Origin of the sequence: Lentzea guizhouensis (genome assembly GCF_001701025.1) — a bacterium.
Classification (GTDB): Bacteria; Actinomycetota; Actinomycetes; order Mycobacteriales; family Pseudonocardiaceae; genus Lentzea; species Lentzea guizhouensis.
This window is the reverse complement of the sequence record NZ_CP016793.1, coordinates 5666544-5684436: the sequence shown is the minus strand read 5'-3', so window position 1 is coordinate 5684436 and position 17893 is coordinate 5666544. Positions and strand designations below refer to the sequence as shown.

20 protein-coding genes and 1 pseudogene are annotated in these 17893 nt (G+C 71.8%); 11 read left to right on the top strand and 10 right to left on the bottom strand.

Translation table 11 applies throughout. The features are described from left to right. Positions 1-108: 108 nt before the first annotated feature. The gene (locus BBK82_RS27920) at positions 109-1305 is read left to right on the top strand and encodes an MFS transporter (protein WP_065917653.1); all 1197 of its coding nucleotides are present in this window, start codon (positions 109-111) and stop codon (positions 1303-1305) included. Positions 1306-1311: 6 nt separating this feature from the next. Here BBK82_RS27920 and shbA read toward each other — a convergent pair whose 3' ends face one another. Together shbA and BBK82_RS27905 are read right to left on the bottom strand one after the other, a co-directional pair. Beyond that, positions 1312-2001 (bottom strand): RNA polymerase sigma factor ShbA, encoded by a 690-nt coding sequence (gene shbA / locus BBK82_RS27915; RefSeq protein ID WP_071812880.1) that lies wholly within the window; start codon positions 1999-2001, stop codon positions 1312-1314. Between the two features lie 267 nt (positions 2002-2268). Next, positions 2269-2958, bottom strand: coding sequence for an alpha/beta hydrolase (locus BBK82_RS27905; RefSeq protein ID WP_154697541.1), 690 nt, complete (start codon positions 2956-2958; stop codon positions 2269-2271). A gap of 129 nt (positions 2959-3087) precedes the next feature. On the opposite strand from BBK82_RS27905, the gene BBK82_RS27900 reads away from it, so the two are divergent. Both BBK82_RS27900 and BBK82_RS50615 read left to right on the top strand, forming a co-directional pair. Continuing rightward, on the top strand, positions 3088-3912 hold the full coding sequence (locus BBK82_RS27900) for an alpha/beta fold hydrolase (protein WP_065917651.1): 825 nt from the start codon (positions 3088-3090) through the stop codon (positions 3910-3912). A gap of 126 nt (positions 3913-4038) precedes the next feature. Continuing rightward, entirely contained in the window at positions 4039-4140 is a 102-nt protein-coding gene (locus BBK82_RS50615; protein WP_218920349.1) for a keywimysin-related RiPP, read from the top strand. 39 nt (positions 4141-4179) lie between these two features. Here the strand turns inward: BBK82_RS50615 and BBK82_RS56110 are convergent, their stop codons facing one another. Continuing rightward, the gene (locus tag BBK82_RS56110; RefSeq protein WP_269466108.1) at positions 4180-4641 is read right to left on the bottom strand and encodes a hypothetical protein; all 462 of its coding nucleotides are present in this window, start codon (positions 4639-4641) and stop codon (positions 4180-4182) included. Positions 4642-4718: 77 nt separating this feature from the next. Here BBK82_RS56110 and BBK82_RS27895 point away from each other — a divergent pair, with 77 nt between their 5' ends. From BBK82_RS27895 to BBK82_RS27870, 6 genes are all read left to right on the top strand, one after another. Continuing rightward, entirely contained in the window at positions 4719-5984 is a 1266-nt protein-coding gene (locus tag BBK82_RS27895; RefSeq protein ID WP_269466107.1) for an asparagine synthase-related protein, read from the top strand. Continuing rightward, the gene (locus tag BBK82_RS27890; RefSeq protein WP_065917650.1) at positions 5968-6219 is read left to right on the top strand and encodes a lasso peptide biosynthesis PqqD family chaperone; all 252 of its coding nucleotides are present in this window, start codon (positions 5968-5970) and stop codon (positions 6217-6219) included. The genes BBK82_RS27895 and BBK82_RS27890 overlap by 17 nt, the downstream gene beginning before the upstream one ends. A 69-nt stretch (positions 6220-6288) precedes the next feature. After that, positions 6289-6621, top strand: coding sequence for a lasso peptide biosynthesis B2 protein (locus BBK82_RS27885; protein ID WP_170067973.1), 333 nt, complete (start codon positions 6289-6291; stop codon positions 6619-6621). Next, the gene (locus BBK82_RS27880) at positions 6618-8354 is read left to right on the top strand and encodes an ABC transporter ATP-binding protein (RefSeq protein WP_065917649.1); all 1737 of its coding nucleotides are present in this window, start codon (positions 6618-6620) and stop codon (positions 8352-8354) included. The genes BBK82_RS27885 and BBK82_RS27880 overlap by 4 nt, the downstream gene beginning before the upstream one ends. A gap of 176 nt (positions 8355-8530) precedes the next feature. Further along, a complete protein-coding gene (locus BBK82_RS27875) occupies positions 8531-9052 on the top strand; it encodes a helix-turn-helix transcriptional regulator (protein WP_170067972.1) in 522 nt (173 codons plus the stop codon). Positions 9053-9068: 16 nt separating this feature from the next. After that, the gene (locus BBK82_RS27870; RefSeq protein WP_065917647.1) at positions 9069-9638 is read left to right on the top strand and encodes a nucleotidyltransferase family protein; all 570 of its coding nucleotides are present in this window, start codon (positions 9069-9071) and stop codon (positions 9636-9638) included. A gap of 34 nt (positions 9639-9672) precedes the next feature. Here the strand turns inward: BBK82_RS27870 and BBK82_RS27865 are convergent, their stop codons facing one another. Beyond that, the gene (locus tag BBK82_RS27865) at positions 9673-9855 is read right to left on the bottom strand and encodes a hypothetical protein (RefSeq protein WP_065917646.1); all 183 of its coding nucleotides are present in this window, start codon (positions 9853-9855) and stop codon (positions 9673-9675) included. Between the two features lie 95 nt (positions 9856-9950). Between BBK82_RS27865 and BBK82_RS27860 the strand changes: the two genes are divergently transcribed. Together BBK82_RS27860 and BBK82_RS27855 are read left to right on the top strand one after the other, a co-directional pair. Continuing rightward, positions 9951-10691 (top strand): SIS domain-containing protein, encoded by a 741-nt coding sequence (locus BBK82_RS27860; protein ID WP_083268188.1) that lies wholly within the window; start codon positions 9951-9953, stop codon positions 10689-10691. Between the two features lie 111 nt (positions 10692-10802). Further along, the gene (locus BBK82_RS27855; RefSeq protein WP_170067971.1) at positions 10803-12365 is read left to right on the top strand and encodes a penicillin-binding transpeptidase domain-containing protein; all 1563 of its coding nucleotides are present in this window, start codon (positions 10803-10805) and stop codon (positions 12363-12365) included. On the opposite strand, the gene BBK82_RS27850 is transcribed toward BBK82_RS27855, so the two are convergent. From BBK82_RS27850 to BBK82_RS27835, 6 genes and pseudogenes are all read right to left on the bottom strand, one after another. Beyond that, a complete protein-coding gene (locus tag BBK82_RS27850; RefSeq protein ID WP_065921400.1) occupies positions 12355-12993 on the bottom strand; it encodes a response regulator in 639 nt (212 codons plus the stop codon). The two genes, BBK82_RS27855 and BBK82_RS27850, sit on opposite strands and share 11 nt — an antisense overlap. A 38-nt stretch (positions 12994-13031) precedes the next feature. Next, the gene (locus BBK82_RS27845; protein ID WP_237047607.1) at positions 13032-13808 is read right to left on the bottom strand and encodes a sensor histidine kinase; all 777 of its coding nucleotides are present in this window, start codon (positions 13806-13808) and stop codon (positions 13032-13034) included. A 9-nt stretch (positions 13809-13817) separates the two neighbouring features. Continuing rightward, the gene (locus BBK82_RS54430; RefSeq protein ID WP_237047606.1) at positions 13818-14195 is read right to left on the bottom strand and encodes a hypothetical protein; all 378 of its coding nucleotides are present in this window, start codon (positions 14193-14195) and stop codon (positions 13818-13820) included. A 26-nt stretch (positions 14196-14221) separates the two neighbouring features. Then, on the bottom strand, positions 14222-15226 hold the full coding sequence (locus tag BBK82_RS54425) for a BBE domain-containing protein (RefSeq protein WP_237048436.1): 1005 nt from the start codon (positions 15224-15226) through the stop codon (positions 14222-14224). Between the two features lie 27 nt (positions 15227-15253). Then, positions 15254-15334 (bottom strand): annotated as a pseudogene (locus BBK82_RS57215) (hypothetical protein); the annotation flags it as partial. 669 nt (positions 15335-16003) lie between these two features. Then, entirely contained in the window at positions 16004-17887 is a 1884-nt protein-coding gene (locus BBK82_RS27835) for an ABC transporter ATP-binding protein (RefSeq protein WP_154698030.1), read from the bottom strand. Between the last annotated feature and the right edge of the window lie 6 nt (positions 17888-17893).

Here is a 17893-nt window from a genome sequence, read left to right as displayed (position 1 = left end):
CGACTCAGAACCTTGGCGAGGTGATCCACGCTCAGCAGGGCACCTCGCGGCGCGTCTGACCGCGAATTCCCCCGGCAACGTTCCGAGCCACACCACTAGAACATCCCCATGGGAATTCCACTGGGGAAGAACGTCCAGTTCCAGCTGCTATGGGCCGGTGGCGCCGTCTCGCAGCTGGGCACGCAGCTCACGTCGTACGCGTTCCCGTTGCTGATCTTCGCGGTCACCGGCTCGTACTTCTGGTCCGGCGTCATCATCGGCGCGCGCACGGCCGCGCTGCTGCTCACCCAGATGCCGGCCGGGGTGTGGGTGGACCGCTGGGACCGCGGCCGGGTGCTGTTCTTCAGCCAGGCCGCGCAGGCGGTGGCGCTGGCGGTGATGGCGGTCAACGTCGTCTCCGGCCAGCACTCGATCGGCCTGTTCGTCGCGATGGCGGCCGTCGAGGGCGCGGGCACCGCGTTCTCCGGTCCGGCGAGGACCGCCGCGATCAAGGCCGTCGTGCCGGTCGAGCAGCTGACCACCGCCTACGCCCAGGAGGAGGCCCGCGGGCACGCCGCGCGGCTGGCAGGTCCCCCGCTCGGCGCGCTGCTCTACGGCCTCGGCCGCTCGGTCCCGTTCGTCGCGGACGCGCTGACCTACCTCGTCGCCGCCGGGTGTGCCGCCTTCGCCAAGATCCCGCCGCGGCCCGCGGAGCGGCCCCGGCAGCGGATGCGCGAGGACATGCGCGAGGCCTGGCTCTGGCTGTGGCACCAGCGCGGCCTGCGCAACGTCCTCGCGGTCTTCCTCGTGCTTAACCTGCTCGGCGGCGGCGCGCTGCTCCCGGTGATCGCGTTGGTCAAGGACCGCGGCGGCAGCGACGCGCTGGTCGGCTTGGTGCTCGCGGGCCTGGGCATCGGCGGCGTGCTCGGCTCGCTGGTCGCGCCACGGGTGCACGTCACGCCCGGCCGGCTGCTGGTCGCCGTGACCGCGCTGTTCGGCCTGTCCCACCTCGCGACGACATTGCCCTTCGGCGCGTGGTGGCCCGTCGTGCCGTTGGCGGTCTTCTCGCTCGGCATACCTCTTATCAACGTGTCGGTCGGCGCGCTCATCACCGCGTTGGTGCCCGAGCACCTGGTGGGCCGCATGGACGCCGTGACGTCCATGGCCACACGCGTGCTCTCGCCCGTCGCACCCGTGCTCGGCGCGTTCGCGGCGGACGCGGTCGGTGGCGCGGTGGCGTTGCTCGGGTACGGGTCGTTGCTGCTGGTGATGGCGGTGGTGGCCGGCCTGTCCGACCTCCGCACCGAGGCGCGGGCCGCGACCTGACCGGCCTCAGCCCGTCTCCTCCGCGATCATCTCCCGCATCCTGGTCAGCGCCCGGTGCTGCGCCACCCGCACCGCACCCGGCGTCGACGCCACCGCCAGCGCGACCTCCTCCGCGGACAACCCGACGGCCACCCGCAGCACGAGGATCTCCCGCTGCCGGGAGGGCAGCTTGTGCAGCAGCCGCGTGACCTGGGCCATCATCTCGCCGTTGACCGCGTGCTGTTCGGGGCCGGCCTCGTCGGAGGGGCAGTCGGGCAGCTCCGGCACCACCTCCGCGCGGTTGCGGACGGCGCGGCGCCGGGCGTCGGCGACCTTGTGGGCGGCGATGCCGTAGACGAAGGCGAGGAAGGAACCCGGCTCGTAGCGGTACTTCGAGAGGGCGCCGAGAACGGCCACGCAGACCTCCTGCGCGATGTCCTCGGCCGAGACGAGGGTGCGCTCGCGACCACCCACGCGGGCGCGGCAGTAGCGCACGATGAGCGGCTGGATGCGGCCGAGCAGGTGCTCGACCGCCCGTCTGTCTCCGGTCAGGGCGGCGTCGACGAGATCGGTGAACTCGGCTTCGGCGAGCCACTGGTGGGAAACCGGTTCCTGGCGCGCCCTGCGGCGCACGGGCACCGTTGGCGGGTTCCACACCTCTTCGACAGAGAGGACGCCGACACCACCACCGGACCGCACGGCTGTGGGCTGAACCATCCCGGCGACCTCCTCCACTACAGCGACACTTGGGGGCTTCACTGGAGAAGAGACCGCAGCGAGCCGTCTGATACCGCCTGCACCCAAGAGGAACACGAAGTCCGCTCGGGCGGGGAGAGCAGCACCCTTTTGGGGTAGAACGTGGTCCTAACGGCCCAGTCGTCCGGCCTTCGCTCCGGCGTGCTCGAGCCGAGCCGGTCGTCGGCCACGAACAGCGTGACCTCGTGCTTGCGCTGCGACACCTACGCGGACGTGAGCCCGGCGACCTCAGCCACACGAACCTCCCAGGGGGACGTCGAGGCCGCGCGGTGAGGCCTCGTGCATCGCGTTCGCGATGTCCGGTGCCATCGGTGCGAGCCCGAGCTCGCCGCGCACGAAGTCGACGACGAGCCGGGTCCAGTCCCGTGCCCGCCGCAGCATGGCGTGGTCGCCGCCCTCGACGGTGAACCGGGCAACGCGCTCCGTCACCGTCTTCGCCTGGCGCGCGTAGGCGAACGACTTCGCCGGGTCGGTCATCCGCTCCTGGTCGCCGTGGGCGATGAGCAACGACTTGTCGCGCAGCTGTTCGTAAGGCTCACCGGGCACGATCCACGGCGCGAGCGCGCACACTGCGACGACATTCGGGTGCCCGGCAACACGCAACGCCGTCCGGCCGCCCATCGAGTGGCCGACGAGCACGACCGGCGTGTCCGGGTGCAGCTCGGCGATCCGGTCGAGCGCCCACCTCGCGTCCCTGACCGGGTCGAGGCTCGGCGCGTTCCAGCCGCGGACCCGGTGGCGCAGGTTCCAGACCTCCACCCCGGGCGAGCGCAGGGCGCGGGCCAGCGGGACCATGCGCAGGTACGCGAGGTTGTGGCGCCGAACGGGTTCGGTGCCGTGTTCCCGTCCGCCGTGCAGCACGAGCACAACGGCGTTCGTGCTGCCCTGCGGTTTCAAGACGTCGACATGCGGATGCACGTTGTGATGTTCGCGAGGCCACGCTGTCCGGCTCGCCCGTTGAGAGCCAGGTCACACCTGAACGGCCCCATCGCGTCCCCGCCGTCCACGACGAGCCCGGCGGACCGGCCCCGAAGTAGGGTCGCACCCGTGATCGAGCACCTGAGCATCCCCACCGAGGCAGGCACCTTCGACGCCATCGCGTCCGGTCCCGAGGACGGCCGGCCGGTGCTGCTGCTGCACGGCTTCCCCGAGGCCGCGATCGAGTGGGAGCACCAGGTCGCGGTGCTCGGCGTCAACGGCTTCCGCGCCGTCGCACCCGACCAGCGCGGCTACTCCCCCGGCGTGCGGCCGGAGCGGTACCAGGAGTACACGATGACGCACCTGGTCGGTGACGTCGTCGCGATGGCGGACGCGCTCGGCTGGACGACGTTCGACCTGGTCGGCCACGACTGGGGCGGCGCGGTCGCGTGGTGGACGGCGATCGAGCACCCGGACCGGCTGCGCACGCTCACCGTGTTCTCCACACCGCACCCCGGCGCCCTGCGGACCGCGCTGCAGACCGACGAGGAGCAGCGGATGCGGTCGCAGTACATGCTGGACTGGCGCGAGCGCAGCACCGAGAAGCGCATGCTGGACAACAACGCCCACGCGCTGCGGCAGATGTTCGAGTACCGCGTCCGGCCTTCGCACGTCGACGAGTACATCCAGCGGCTGTCCGAGCCGGGAGCGCTGTCGGCGGCGCTCAACTGGTACCGCGCGGGCAAGCCGGACGGCGCCGCGGACAAGGTCGGCGTCAAGACGATGTACGTGTGGAGCACCGAGGACGTCGCGTTCGGGTCGGCGGCGGCGTTCGAGACCGAGAAGTGGTGCACGGGCGCGTACCGGTTCGAGATGGTCGAGGACGTGAGCCACTGGATCCCCGAGGAGATCCCCGAGATGGCGAGCTCGCTGCTGCTCGAGAACCTCGGGTAAACCTCGTTGCCGCTAGCGGCAGTTGCCGAAAGCGGAAGCCGTTTTGCGTGGTCAACGGCTCGTACCTCTCGTTACGTTCAGTTCTGCGCGCACTGAACGAAGATCCCCACGAGAGAGGTGCGAACCATGTACGAGACCCCGCAGCTGATCGATCTCGGCACCTTCGACGAGCAGACCGGTCTGCTCGGCTTCCGCGGCAACGACCGGCTGATCCTCAGCAAGAACTGACGCGACCCCTCCGCGCATGCCTGACCAAGGCTCGCGGGGTCACGGCGAGTCGCACTTCGTGGTCTTTCCCGACCACGAGGCCGCGCTCGCCGTGGCCCGTCGCACTTCTGCGCCGGGGTCCCGCACGCTGCACCACGCGTCGGGACGCCCGTGGCTCGCCGGGAGGTGGCGGGACGACGAGATCACCGTCGCCACCGCGGGTGACGTCCGGCTGGCGGTGATCGGCTGGTGCCCGGCCGGCGTCGCCGAGCTGGAGCGCGCGGCCTCCGCCCTGCGCGACCTCGCCCACCTCGACGAGCTCGCACCGCGCCTGCCGGGCAGCTTCCACCTCGTCGCGTCGATGGGCGGCCGGTGCCGGGTCCAGGGCACCGCCTCCGGTGTGCGGCTGGTGTTCCACCGCCGGATCGGCGGTGTCGTGGTCGCGGCCGACCGCGCCGACGTCCTCGCCGGTGACGCGCCGGTCGACGAGCAGAGCCTCGCCGTGCGGTTGCTGTTCCCCACGCCGCACCCGTTGCTGGAGCGGACGATGTGGCGCGGCGTCGAGTGCGTGCCGCCCGGCAGCGCGGTGCTGCTCGACGGTGACCGCGCCCGGCTCAGGAGGTGGTGGCGCGCCCGGAACCGGTGCGCGGACTCGCCGAGTCCGCGCCCTGGTCGGCGAGGCGCTCGCCGACGCCGTCGACGTGCGCACGCGGGCGGGCGGAACCGTCGCGTGCGACCTGTCCGGCGGTCTCGACTCCACCTCGATCACCTTCCTCGCCGCCCGCTCGGACGCGCGGGTCGTCGCCAGCACCTGGCCGTCGCTCGACCCGCTCGACGAGGACGTCGCGTGGGCCAGGAGGGCGGCCGCGCACCTGCCCGCCGTCGAGCACGTCGTGTGGCCGGCCGAACGCATTCCGCTGGTGTACGAGAACCTGCTCGGCGTCGACGACCCGATGGACGAGCCGACCATCGGCGTGATGGACCGCCAGCGCCTGCTCGAGGACCTGGCGGGCCTGGCGGGCAAGGGCTGCCGGGTCCGGCTCACCGGGATCGGCGGCGACCACGTCGCCTGGTGCTCCGAGGCGCACTACCACTCGGTGCTGCGCCGGCGGCCGTTGTTCGCGATCAGGCAGTTGCGCGCGTTCCGCGCGCTGTTCCACTGGCCGCTGGTGCCGATGGTCAGGACGCTCGCCGACTCCCGTTCGTACCGGGCGTGGCTCACCGACCAGGCAGGCCGGCTGCGGGCGCCGTGGGGCCCGGCGGTGGCGGGAGCGCTCGGCTGGGGCACCCCGCCGCGGTTGTTCGACTGGGTGACGCCGCGGGCACTCGAACTGGCCCGCGCCGCGCTGCTCGAGGCGGACGCGGAACCGCTGGGGCGCACCAGGGGCGAGCACGCCGACCTCGAACCGGTCCTGTCCTGCGCGCGGATCATCCGGCAGTGGGAGCAGATGAGTGCGCGTGCCGGGCTGCCCGTCCAGTCGCCGTTCCTCGACGACCGCGTGATCGAGGCCTGTTTCTCGGTGCGGCCGGAGGAACGCGTAACCCCGTGGCGCTACAAACCCGTTCTCACCGAGGCGATGCGCGGGATCGTGCCGGACGACTGCCTGGCCCGCACGACCAAGGCGCAGGCGGCGCTGGAGGCCTCGGCCGGGCTGCGCCGGCACCGCGGCGACCTCGTCGAGCTCTGGGAGGGATCGCGGCTCGCCGAGCTCGGCCTGGTCGACCGCCGCAGGCTGACCGAGCTCGCGCTGCGCCCGGACACCCCCGAGCTCCGCTCGGCGATCTTGTACTCGACCATCGGCTGCGAGGTGTGGCTGCGCGGCCAGGACACCAACCGGGGAGCGACCCATGCGACTGCGCGCTGACATCTCCGTCGCCGACACCGACTACGGGCAGGTGCTGCTGGACGAACGCACCGGCCGCTACTGGCAGCTCAACCCGACCGGCGTGGTCGTGGTGCGGGCACTGCTCGACGGGGCCGACGAGAACGCGGCCGTCGCCGCACTCACGTCCAGCTACGAGGTGTCCGAGGACCAGGCGCGGCAGGACGTGACGGCGCTGGTGGCGGGCCTGCGGGCCGCGGGGCTGGTGACGGCGTGACCACGCCGGGCTCGCTGAGCCGTCCCACCGGCGTCCCGCTGCGGCTGCGGATCGCCGCGGGTCGTCGCCGTGGCGACACCGCTGGCCCTGCTCACGCCGCGCAGGCTGCGGCGGGTGCTCAGCCTGGTGCGGCGCGGCGCCCGGCCCGCGAGCTACGCGAACGCCAAGGCGGCGCGGGACGCCGTGCTCGCGGTGAGCCTGCGCTGCCTCGGCCCGCAGGGCTGCCTGCCGAGGTCCGTGGCCGTCGTGCTGCTCTGCCGGATGTCGGGCACCTGGCCGACGTGGTGCGCGGGCGTGCGCGTGATGCCGCCGTTCGGGGCGCACGCGTGGGTGGAGGCCGATGGTGAACCGGTCGACGAGAACCTTCCCCCGCAGTACTTCCGGCCGTTGATGACCATATGAACGCGCTCGGCCTGCTACGTCTGACCACCGGTCACCGGCGCGGGCTCGCCCTGGCCGTGACGGCGACGCTGGTGGCGTCCGGGCTCGGGCTGCTCCAGCCGCAGCTGCTGCGGACGGCCGTCGACTCGGCGGTGTCGGTGCCGTGGCCGGTGATCGCGGCGATGGCGGCGTTGTTCGCGGTGCAGGCGTGCGTGGACGGCGTCGGGCTGTTCCTGTTGGAGCGCACCGGGGAACGGGTCGTGCTCGGGGTGCGCCGCCGGCTCGTGGCCCGGCTGCTGCGGCTGCGCATGGCGGAGTTCGACGAGCAACGCCTCGGCGACCTGATGTCCAGGGTCAGCGTCGACACGACGGTGCTGCGCGAGGTGGTCTCCACCGCGTCGGTGCAGCTGATCACCGGCACGCTCACCGGCGCGGGCACCGTGGTGCTGATGCTGCTGGTCGACCCGGTGCTGTTCGCGTGGGTGATGACGACCGTCGTCGTCGCGGCCGTGGTGGTCTACTCGCTCGTCGGCAGGTTGCGCACCGCCGGTGAGCAGATGCAGCGCGGAGTCGGCGAGATGACCGCCGAGTTGGAGCGCGCGCTCGGCGCATTGCGCACCGTGCGGGCGTGCCGTGCCGAGGAGCGCGAGGAGGAGCTGATCGGGCAACGCGCCGAGCAGGCGTGCGCCGCAGGGGTGCGAGCCGCCCGGATCACGTCGGTGATGAGCCCCGCCGTCGAGCTGGCGTTGCGCGGGTCGTTGCTCGTCGTGCTGCTGGTCGGCGGCACGCGGGTGGCCAGGGACGCGGCCTCGGTCGGCGACCTGATGGCGTTCCTGCTCTACGCCACCTACCTGATCATCCCCTTCACCTCGGTCCTGCAGGGCATCGGGCTGCTGCAGAAGGGCATGGGCGCGCTCAGCCGGGTCGCCGAGGTGCAGGAGCTGCCGGTCGAGGATCTCTCGGGCACGACACCACCGCCGGATGACGCGCTCTCGCTCGAGTTCCGGGACGTCTGGTTCCGGTACCGCGACCGCCCGGTGCTGCGGGGTGTGTCCTTCACCGTGGAGCCACGCTCGCACGTCGCACTGGTCGGTCTGTCCGGCGCCGGCAAGTCGACCGCGTTCGCTCTGGTCGAGCGATTTCACGAGCCGAACTCGGGTGCGGTCCTGGCGAACGGAACGGACATCCGACAATTCTCCACGCACGAATGGCGTGGCCGAATTGCGTTGGTGGACCAGGACTGCCCCGTCCTGAACGGCACCCTGCGTGACAATCTTCGTTACGCAGCGCCCGACACCACGGACCACGACCTCCGCGAAGTTCTGGAGCTCGCGAATCTCGGCGAGCTCGTGCGCCGGCTCCCGGCCGGTCTCGACACACCGCTCGGCGAACGGGGCCGTGCGCTGTCCGGCGGCGAACGCCAGCGCGTCGCACTCGCACGCGCCCTGCTCACCCGCCCTGACCTGCTGCTGCTCGACGAACCGACCGCGCACCTCGACCCGGTGAACGAGCAGGCGTTGCACCGCGCGATCCGGTACGCCGCCCAGGAGTGCGCATTGCTGGTGATCGCGCACCGCCTGTCGACAATTCGCGAAGCGGATCGGATCGTGGTGCTGCACGCGGGCAAGGTGATCGCTCAGGGAAGACATGAAGAGCTGCTCGCCATCAATGATTTCTATGGCAGCCTCGTTGCGGGCGAGCTCCTCCAGGAAAGAGACTCGTTCGATACCGAAACATCCCCTGGATGGAGGTAGGACGTTCACCCTTGTGGTGCCAACATGACTACTCCGATCCACCTCCGGGAGAAAGGCGAGTCGTGTTGCGAAGATCTCCGGCAAACCGCACCGAATTCGTCGAGCTTCTGCACGACCGCTCCACGATCATTCGCGCACTGGGAAACCTGACGAGCCGCTGCACCTCGGTGCGCTGCGTGCTGACCGGCAGCGGCGGTGCCGACAGCGACCTGCTCGACCTGGTGCTCGCCGCCGCCGAGCGCGGCCGGCTGCTGCTCGACCCGGCACTCGCGCTGCGGACCGAGTCGATCGAACGAGCCGCCCGGCACCGCGTGGACGTCCGCGTCCACGCCGGACCCGTCCGGCAGATGCTCCTCTTCGACGACCGCAGCGCCGTGCTGCCGCTCGCCACGAACGACCTCAACGCCGGTGCCGTGGTGCTGCGCAGCCCGCTGTCGGCGCCGTACGGCCAGCTCTTCGAGCTCATGTGGTCCGACGCCCGCACACCGGCTGGAAGCGCTCCGCACGACGACACCCTGACCAGCCGCGAGACACAGGTCATCGGGCTGCTGCTCGACGGTGCCACCGACTGCCAGGTCGCCGCACGGCTCGGCATGAGCACTCGAACCGTCCGCGCGGTGGTGGCGCAGCTGCAACAGCGCTTCGGCACCCGCTCGCGCATGGCCCTCGGCTTCCGGTTGGCCCGCGTCACCGACTAGCGCCTACATTCGAGGTATGCGCGTGGCCGGGCTCTTGCTCGCTGCGGGGGCCGGTCGTCGGTTCGGCTCCCCGAAAGCCCTCGTTCCGTTGAACGGCAAGCTCTTCGTCGACTCCGCGGCCGAGCTGCTGCGGGCCGCCGGGTGCACACCGGTCGTGGTCGTCCTCGGCGCCGCGGCGGACCAGGTGCGGGCGCGGGCCGAGCTGACCGGCGTGACCGTGGTCGACAACCCCGGCTGGGAGTCCGGGATGGGCTCGTCGTTGCGCACCGGGCTGCACGCCGTGGGTGTCGTGGACGCCGTCGTGGTCCTGCCCGTGGACACCCCTGGTGTCACGGTCGCCGCGCTGCACCGGTTGATGGCGCTCGCGGAGCCGAAGGCGTTGGCCCGCGCGGTGTACGACGGTGAGATCGGGCATCCGGTGCTGATCGGCAGCGACCACTTCCCCGGCGTGGTGTCGTCGGCGGCGGGTGACCAGGGGGCGCGGGACTACCTCAGGGCCGGCACCGTCCGCCACGTCGAGTGCTCGGACGTGGCGGACGGCGCCGACGTGGACCGGCCGGAAGACCTCAGGGGTCGGGCGACGTGACGGCGGCGCTCGATGCCAGGACCGAGCTGCTCGCCTAAGGACGTGCGAAGACCGCTGCCCGTGCGCACCCGCCGGCCACGACGAGCTGCGCCGCCGCCACCCACACCGGCCACAGCTCGGAGTAGGTGACCGCCAGCGCGATGTGCGTGCCGGCCGCGGCGGTGAACACCACCGTCAGCACGACCCAGAGGTAGAAGTACCGCCTGATCCAACCCACCTCCGTCCGCCCCGAGTAGCCGATATGGCGCGTATCGGGGTTTGCGGTGCTCGGGTTACTGGTGAGGCCATCGGCAATCCGGTACTACTGGCCGCATGACGACCGACACCGTGACCGGATCCGACTACGGCAACCTCGTGCGCACGCACCTGACCCGCGTCGAACAGCACAACTCGAGCGCGCTGGACGACGTGGCCGAGCTGGTGCTCGCCGCCGTGCAGGCCGACGGCACGATCCTCACCGCGGGCGCCGGCCACTCGCTCGCGGCGGTCGCCGAGACCTTCTACCGCGCGGGCGGCCTGGCCTGCGTGCGCCCGATCTACCACCCCGAGCTGCTGCCGATGCACGGCGCGATCAGCAGCACGTCCGCCGAACGCCGCTCCGGGCTCGCCGGCGAAGTGCTGCGCGAGGCCGGGCTGGCCCCGCACGACGTGCTGTTCGTGTTCTCCACCTCGGGCGTCAACCACTACCCGGTCGAGCTCGCGCTGGAGGCGGCCAACGCGGGGTGCCCGGTCGTGGCCGTGACGTCGGTGTCCGCGAGCGCCCAGGCCCCGCGCCGGGCGGGCACCACCCTGGCCGAGGTCGCGACGGTCGTGCTGGACAACCTCGTGCCGCCCGGTGACTCGACCTACCCGGTGGGGGCGCCGGTGACCGCGGCGGTGTCGACGCTCGCGACGACGTTCCTGTGGAACCTGCTGATGGTGCGGCTGCTCGACAAGGCGACCGAGCAGGGTGTGCAGCTGCCGTTGTGGCGCAGCGCCAACGTCGAGGGCGGCGACGCGGCCAACGCCGAGATGCTCCGGCACTACCAGACCCGGATCCCGCAGCTGGGCTAGTCCACCAGGTCTAGTCCTATGGGCCGGACCTGCGCGAAATCCCCACAGGATCTCCACATCGTGGCGTTAGCCTCCCACCGGGGAAAGACACACCTGGGGGGAGTTCCACCAGTGGAGCAGAAGACACGCAGAGTCGTGCTGATCGGCGGCGCGCTCGTCACGGCCACCATCGTGGGCGTGGCGGGCGTGATGCTGTGGGGCGGCGGTGCGGCCGGGTCCAGCGAACAGCCGGTCAAGCCGGTGGCCGACACGCCGAGCTCGGTGGCGCAGTCGTTCGTGAACAAGCTGTTCACCGCCGACGCCACCGGAGCCGCGGCGTTGACCGACACGCCGGACGTGGCCGCCAAGGCGATCGCCGCGACCAGGTCCGGGATGGGCAGCTCGGCCTACCAGGCGAGGCTGCTGACCGTGCCGGCCGTCGCGGAGGGCGCGACCACGACCGAGATCCCGGCCGCGGTGACGTGGACGATGCCGAACTCGGCCGCGTTGAAGTACGAGGTCAAGATCGGTCTGCAGCTCGCCGGCCCGACGTGGAAGGTCCGCTGGACGCCCGCGATCGTGCACCCGCAGCTCGCCGAGGGCGGGCACCTGCTGTACCGCAACGCCGTGGCGGACGGCGCGTTGCTCGGCCGGGACGGCAAGCCGCTGGTCCAGGGTTCGTTGCCGGAAGGCCTCCACACCACCATCACGGGTGCGGCCGGTGACCTCAAGGGCACCGACGGCTGGGAGGTAGGTCTTCAGCAGGGCACGGGTTTCGTGCCGCTCGACGGCAAGAAGCCGGAGATGGGCGAGAAGCTGACCGTCACGATCGACCCGGCCCGGCAGGCCGCCGCGCAGAGGGCGGTCGACGCGCTGCCGCGGGGTGCCGCGATCGTCGCCGTCGACCCGGCCACGACCGAGATCCTCGCCGTGGCGCAGAACAAGGCGCTGGTGGGCACCAACCCGTTCGTCGGCCGCTACGCGCCGGGCTCGACGATGAAGGTCGTGACCGCCGCGGCGGCGATGGAGGCCGGCCTGGTGCAGTCCGGGACCGCCGTGCCGTGTCCCGCCCGCGCCACCATCGGCACCCGCACGGTCAACAACGACGGGTTCGGCCACGAGACGCTCCCGTTCCACACCGCGTTCGCCGTGTCCTGCAACACGACCTTCGGCCAGCTGGGCCTGAAGCTCGGCCCGGAGGCGTTGCCGGCGATGGCCAAGCGCTTCGGTCTCGGCGCCGACTGGGACATGGCCGGTGCGACGACCAACACCGGCAGGGTGCCGGCCGCGACCGGTGACCAGCAGGTGGAGAACAGCTTCGGGCAGGGCAACGTCGAGGCCAGCCCGTTCGGCATGGCACTGGTGGCCGCGACCGTCGCGTCCGGGCGCACGCCGACGCCGACCCTGTTGCGCGGCAAGGTGGCCGTGCCGGGCAACGTCGGTGCCGCGCCTCCCCGTGCCGCGCTGCCGGCGTTGCGGCAGATGATGTCCGAGGTCGTGACCGGCGGCACCGCGAAGCAGCTCGCCGGTTTCCGCGGCCTGGCGGGCAAGACCGGCACCGCCGAGGCGGGTGGCGGGGACGCGCACGGCTGGTTCATCGGCTACCAGGGCAATGTGGCGTTCGCGGTGTTCGTCGAGAAGGCCGGCTCGTCGAAGAGCGCGCTGGACGCGGCCGCCGCGTTCCTCAGGGGCTGATCCCGCGGTGGGCACCGGGGACGAGCAGTCCCCGGTGGAACGCCTCGGTGACGGCGGCGGCCCGGTCGCCGACCTCCAGCTTCGCGTAGATGTTGAGCAGGTGGGACTTCACCGTGGCCTCGGTGATGAACAACCTCGCCGCGGCCTCCCGGTTGGTCGCTCCGGCGGCGACGAGCTTGAGGACCTCGAGCTCCCGCCCGCTCAGCACCCTGGTCGCCGACCGCACCTGGTTCATCAGCATCGCCGCCGCCGCGGGCGCGAGCACCGCCTCCCCGCGCGCGGTGGCGTGCACGGCCCGCACGAGCTCGTCGCGCGGGGCGTCCTTGAGCAGGTAGCCGGTGGCGCCGGCCTCGACCGCCGCCACCACGTCGCTGTCGTTGTCGTAGGTGGTGAGCACGAGGACCCGCACACCGGTGCCGGCGAGTTGTCTCGTGGCGCTGATGCCGTCGGTGCCGGGCATGCGCAGGTCCATGAGCACCACGTCCGGCCGCAGCGCCGTGGCCAGCCGGACCGCCTCCGCGCCGTCACCGGCCTCGCCGACCACCTCGAAGGCCGGGTCGCGGGCGAACATGCTGGTCAGCCCATCGCGCACGACGGGGTGGTCGTCGACCACCAGCAGCCTGATCACGCCACCCTCCTCCGTCGGCGCCGGCCCCGCCTGCCCGCTCACCGGGCCACCTCCACCGGCACCCGCGCGGACACGCCCGTTCCCGCACCCGGTTCCGACTCGACCTGCAGCGTGCCCGCCAGGTCCTCGACCCGCTGCCGCATCGCGACCAGCCCGAACCCGTCGCAGGGCACGTCCCGGTCGAACCCGCGCCCGTCGTCGCGCACGTCCAGCGCCACCTCGTTCTCCAGGTACGACAACGTCACCCCGACCCGGCTCGCCGCCGCGTGCTTCGCGACGTTCGCCAGCGCCTCCTGCGCCACCCTCAGCAACGCGACCTCCGCCTCGGGCGCGATCGGCCTGGCGTCACCGGTCGTGGTGGCCCGCACCGGGATGTCGTGCAACGCCGACCACCGCCCGGCCACACCGACGAGCGCCTCACCGAGCCGCGCGGTGCGCAGGGGTTCCGGCCGCAGCGCCGCGACCGACCGGCGGGCCTCGGCGAGGCTCTCCCTGGCGAGGTCGCTCGCGGCGGCGACGTGACGGCGCCAGGTGTCCTCGTCGGCGGCGCGGAGCTGGCTGATGATGCCGGTGAGCCCCTGCGCGAGCGTGTCGTGGATCTCGCGGGCCATCCGCTGCCGTTCGTCGCGCACACCGGCGTCCCTGGCCTGCGCCACCAGCTGCTCGTGGAGGGCGGCGTTCTCGCCCATCGACTCCGCGAGCCTGCGGTTGGCTTCCTCGGCCTGCGCCAGCGCGCGCTCACGTTCGGCCTCCTGCTGGTCGGCGCGCCGGGCGAAGAACGCGTAGGCGCACATCGGCACCGCGTTGCCCGCCACGACCGAGACCTAGATGAGCACGCCTGTGACGGTGGTCTTGTCGATGCCGTACGCCTGCGCCGTTCCCGCCACGAACGCCGTGGCCGCCACCCCCACCGGCTGCCAAGGCCACGGCATCGTGCGGAAGACGTAGAAGTACGGCACCGGCGTGAGGAACCCGAAGAGCGGGTTGAGCGCCACCAACGCACCCGCGAGCACGATCAGCCCGACGCTGAACACGGCGTGGAGCTGCGCCTTGGTCGTCTTGAGCGCCGTCCACCCCGCCAGCCACACGGCAACCGCCGCGCACAGCAACAGTTCCGCTGCCTCCGGCGTTTCGTCCAGCGTGGTGGCGCCCGCCAGCACCGCCAGCAACGCGTACGGCCACCGTGCCACCGGAATGCTCATCAGCGTTCCTCCCCCCGGTCGCCAACCTAGCGGGGCGCCTCGACCGACAGGGCGTGCCGGAACACGTCGAGCGGATCCCACCGCGCCTTGACCCGCTGCAGCCGCGGGTAGTTCTCCTTGTAGTACAACCGCTGCGCCGACACCCCGGACGTGTTCCAGGCAGGATCGGCCAGGTCGGCGTCCGGGTAGTTGATGTACGAGCCGTCGTTCACCTCCCCCGGCACCGGCACCCCACCCGTCTCCGCGTAGACGTCGCGGTAGAACTCCCGCACCCACGCGATGTTCGCCGCGTCCTCCGCCTCCTCGGCCCAGATCGTCTGGTACACGGCCTTCATCACGACGTCCCGCTGCGCGATCGCGGTCTCCCCCACCGGCACCGCGTTCGCCTGCCCGCCGTACCCGATCACCAACAGGCTCCCGCCGGCCGTCCCCGTCCCGTCGGACAGGTTGCGCCACACGGCCTTCAACTGGCTCTCGGTGAACGACTTCCTCAGATACCCCGCCTTGATCTTGTACCTGCGCGTCAGCACGTCCCCCGGCTCCCCGGTGCCGGGCCACGTCATCCGGTGCAACCACGGCATCGTCTTCCGCACCTCGAACACGGCCGTCAGCCCCTGCGTGGTGGCCGCGAGGAACTCGTCCAGCATCCGCTCGGCGCCCGGCAGGTCCGCGTCGATCTGCAGCGACAACATCACCGACCCGCTGCTCCGATGCCCCACCGACAACACCGCGTAAACCCCGTTCTCCGCAACCCCCGGCGCACTGTTGCGCTCGTGCCACCTCCCGAACGCCCGCAGCAGCCCACTCAACTTCCCCTCGTCCAGTTGCCCCCAGTCGAAGAAGCTGACGTGCTGCACCATCCGCTGCGGCGACCGCGGCAACCCCCGCAACCAGTACCTCGTCACCACCCCGAAGTTCCCCCCACCACCCCCGGTGTGCGCCCACCACAGCTCCCGGTTCGGGTCATCGGCCTCCCGCGTCGCCACCACAACGCGCGCCTTCCCGTCCTGCCCCACCACAACGACTTCCACCGCGTACAGGTGATCCACCACAGACCCGTACCGCCGCGACAGGGGCCCGTACCCACCTCCGGCGATGTGCCCACCGGCCCCGACCTCCGGACACCCACCCCCGGGCACCGTGACCCCGTACTTGGCGTACAACCCGCGGTACACCTGCCCGAGCGTCGCCCCGGCCCCACCACGTAGGCCCGCATCTCCCGGTCGTACCCCACCTCGTCCAACTGCGAGAGGTCGACCAGAACCTCCGGCTCCCCCAGCAGGTTCTCAAAGCAGTGCCCACCACTGCGCACCGCAACCCGCCGCCCACCGCGCCGGGCATCGTCCACCGCCTTGACAACGTGCTCGGCAGCACTCACCACCCGGATCTCCCGCGGTTGGGGCACGAACCGGAAGTTGTTGCCCCGCAACAACCCCTCGTACCGCACATCGCCAGGTCGCACCCTGGTCCCCACCGCGTCGCCCGCAGTGGCGCTCGCAGCAGTGCTTCCACCTGCGGCCACGACCACGGCACCGGCTCCCGCCAGCAAGGCCCGCCGCCTCACCCCAGAACGCTCCACGCCCACTCCTCACCTCGGGTCCGGTGACCACGGTCCCGCGGGAGACGTCCGCGCCACATCAACCGTCCCCTGGGGCGGGCGGCTGAGCCGCGAACCCACCGTCCGGTTGAGCCCACCCGGCGCAGCAGGCTGGGACGGGTGGGCGTGGTCGAGCCGAAGGCGAGGCTTTCACCTTCAGCGACGGGCAGCGGTGACCCCAAGCCACCACAACTCCGCGTCGCAGGCGTCCCTACGACCCAGCCTTCACCCGCGCACTGAACTGGGGCGTCGGATGAACCCCCACCACCGGCGGCTCCGCGAACTGCGTGTTGTACAGATCCGCATACCGCCCCTCAGCCGCCATCAGCTCCGCGTGCGTCCCCCGCTCCACGATCTCCCCGTGCTCCAGCACCAGGATCTGATCGGCGTTCCGGATCGTCGACAACCGGTGCGCGATCACCAGCGCCGTCCGCCCCATCAGCGCCTCGCTCAACGCCGCCTGCACCGCCGCCTCCGACTCCGAGTCCAGGTGCGCGGTCGCCTCGTCCAGGATCACCACCCGCGGCTTCGCCAGCAGCAGCCGGGCGATCGTCAACCGCTGCCGCTCACCGCCCGACAACCGATAGCCGCGCTCGCCGACCACCGTGTCGAGCTGGTCCGGCAGCGACTCGACGAGCTCCAGCAGCCGGGCCCGGCGCAGGGAGTCCCACAGGTCGGCGTCGGAGGCACCCGGCGAGGCGTACTCCAGGTTCGCGCGGATCGTGTCGTGGAACAGGTGGCCGTCCTGGGTCACCACGCCGACCGTGCCGCGCAACGACTCGAAGGACAGGTCGCGGACGTCCACACCGGACAGTCGGACGGCGCCGGAGTCGGCGTCGTACAGGCGGGGCACCAGGGAGGCGAGCGTCGACTTGCCGGCACCGGAGGAGCCGACCACCGCGACCAGCTGGCCGGGTGCGGCGACGAAGCTGATGCCGTGCAGCACCTCCTCGCCGCCGCGGGTGTCCAAAGTGGCCACCGACTCCAGCGAGGCCAGCGAGACCTTGTCCGCGGCCGGGTAGGCGAAGCGGACGTCGGAGAACTCCACGGACACCGGGCCGTCGGGCACCGAGCGGGGGTCGGGGCGTTCCTGGATCATCGGCTTCAGGTCGAGGACCTCGAAGACGCGCTCGAACGACACCAGCGCCGTCATCACGTCGACGCGGGCGTTGGCCAGCGCGGTCAGCGGGGCGTACAGGCGGGTGAGCAGCAGGGCCAGCGACACGACGGTGCCCGCGGCGAGCTGACCGGTCAGCGCGAGGTAGCCGCCGAGGCCGTAGACGAGGGCCTGGGCCAGCGCGGACACCAGCGTCAGGCCCGTCATGAACCAGCGGGTGGCCATGGCGGTGCGGATGCCGATGTCGCGGACCTGCGCGGCCTTGTCCGAGAACTCCTGCTCCTCGCGGTCGGGGCGGCCGAAGAGCTTCACCAGGGTCGCGCCGGGAGCGGAGAAGCGCTCGGTCGACTGGGTGACCATCGAGGCGTTCAGCGTGGAGGCCTCGCGCTGCATGTCCGCCATCCGCCTGCCCATCCGCTTGGCGGGCAGCACGAACACCGGCAGCAGCACCAGGGCCAGCGCGGTGACCTGCCACGACAGCGCGAACATCACGCCGAGGGCCAGGGCGAGCTGGATGATGTTCGTGACGAAGCCGGACAGCGTCGAGGTGAACGCGCGCTGGGCGCCGATCACGTCGTTGTTCAGCCGCGACACCAGCGCACCGGTGCGCGTGCGGGTGAAGAACGCGACCGGCATCTTCTGCACGTGGCCGAACACGGCCTTGCGCAGGTCGTAGATCAGGCCTTCACCGATGCGCGTGGACTGCCACCGCTCCACGATCCCCAGGCCGGCGTCGACCAGGGCGATCAGGGCGATCACCACGGCCAGCCACACCACGACCGACGGCGCGGAGCCGCGGACGATCGCGTCGACCACGCGGCCGGCCAGCAGCGGGGTCGACACGGCGAGGACCGAGGCCACCACCGTGAGCAGCAGGAACACCACCAGCTTCGCCCGGTGCGGCCGGGCGAAGGCCAGCACGCGCCGGAACGTGCCGCGGCGCACCTTCTTCGGCGCGTCCGAGGTCACGCCCATCATGAATCG

Bases quoted from the DNA above. Each gene is read 5' to 3' on its own strand.
- BBK82_RS27920 (WP_065917653.1), top strand. From the start codon at position 109: ATGGGAATTCCACTGGGGAAGAACGTCCAGTTCCAGCTGCTATGGGCC.
- shbA (WP_071812880.1), bottom strand. From the start codon at position 2,001: ATGGTTCAGCCCACAGCCGTGCGGTCCGGTGGTGGTGTCGGCGTCCTC.
- BBK82_RS50615 (WP_218920349.1), top strand. From the start codon at position 4,039: ATGTACGAGACCCCGCAGCTGATCGATCTCGGCACCTTCGACGAGCAG.
- BBK82_RS27890 (WP_065917650.1), top strand. From the start codon at position 5,968: ATGCGACTGCGCGCTGACATCTCCGTCGCCGACACCGACTACGGGCAG.
- BBK82_RS27880 (WP_065917649.1), top strand. From the start codon at position 6,618: ATGAACGCGCTCGGCCTGCTACGTCTGACCACCGGTCACCGGCGCGGG.
- BBK82_RS27870 (WP_065917647.1), top strand. From the start codon at position 9,069: ATGCGCGTGGCCGGGCTCTTGCTCGCTGCGGGGGCCGGTCGTCGGTTC.
- BBK82_RS27860 (WP_083268188.1), top strand. From the start codon at position 9,951: ATGACGACCGACACCGTGACCGGATCCGACTACGGCAACCTCGTGCGC.
- BBK82_RS54430 (WP_237047606.1), bottom strand. From the start codon at position 14,195: ATGAGCATTCCGGTGGCACGGTGGCCGTACGCGTTGCTGGCGGTGCTG.
- BBK82_RS27835 (WP_154698030.1), bottom strand. From the start codon at position 17,887: ATGATGGGCGTGACCTCGGACGCGCCGAAGAAGGTGCGCCGCGGCACG.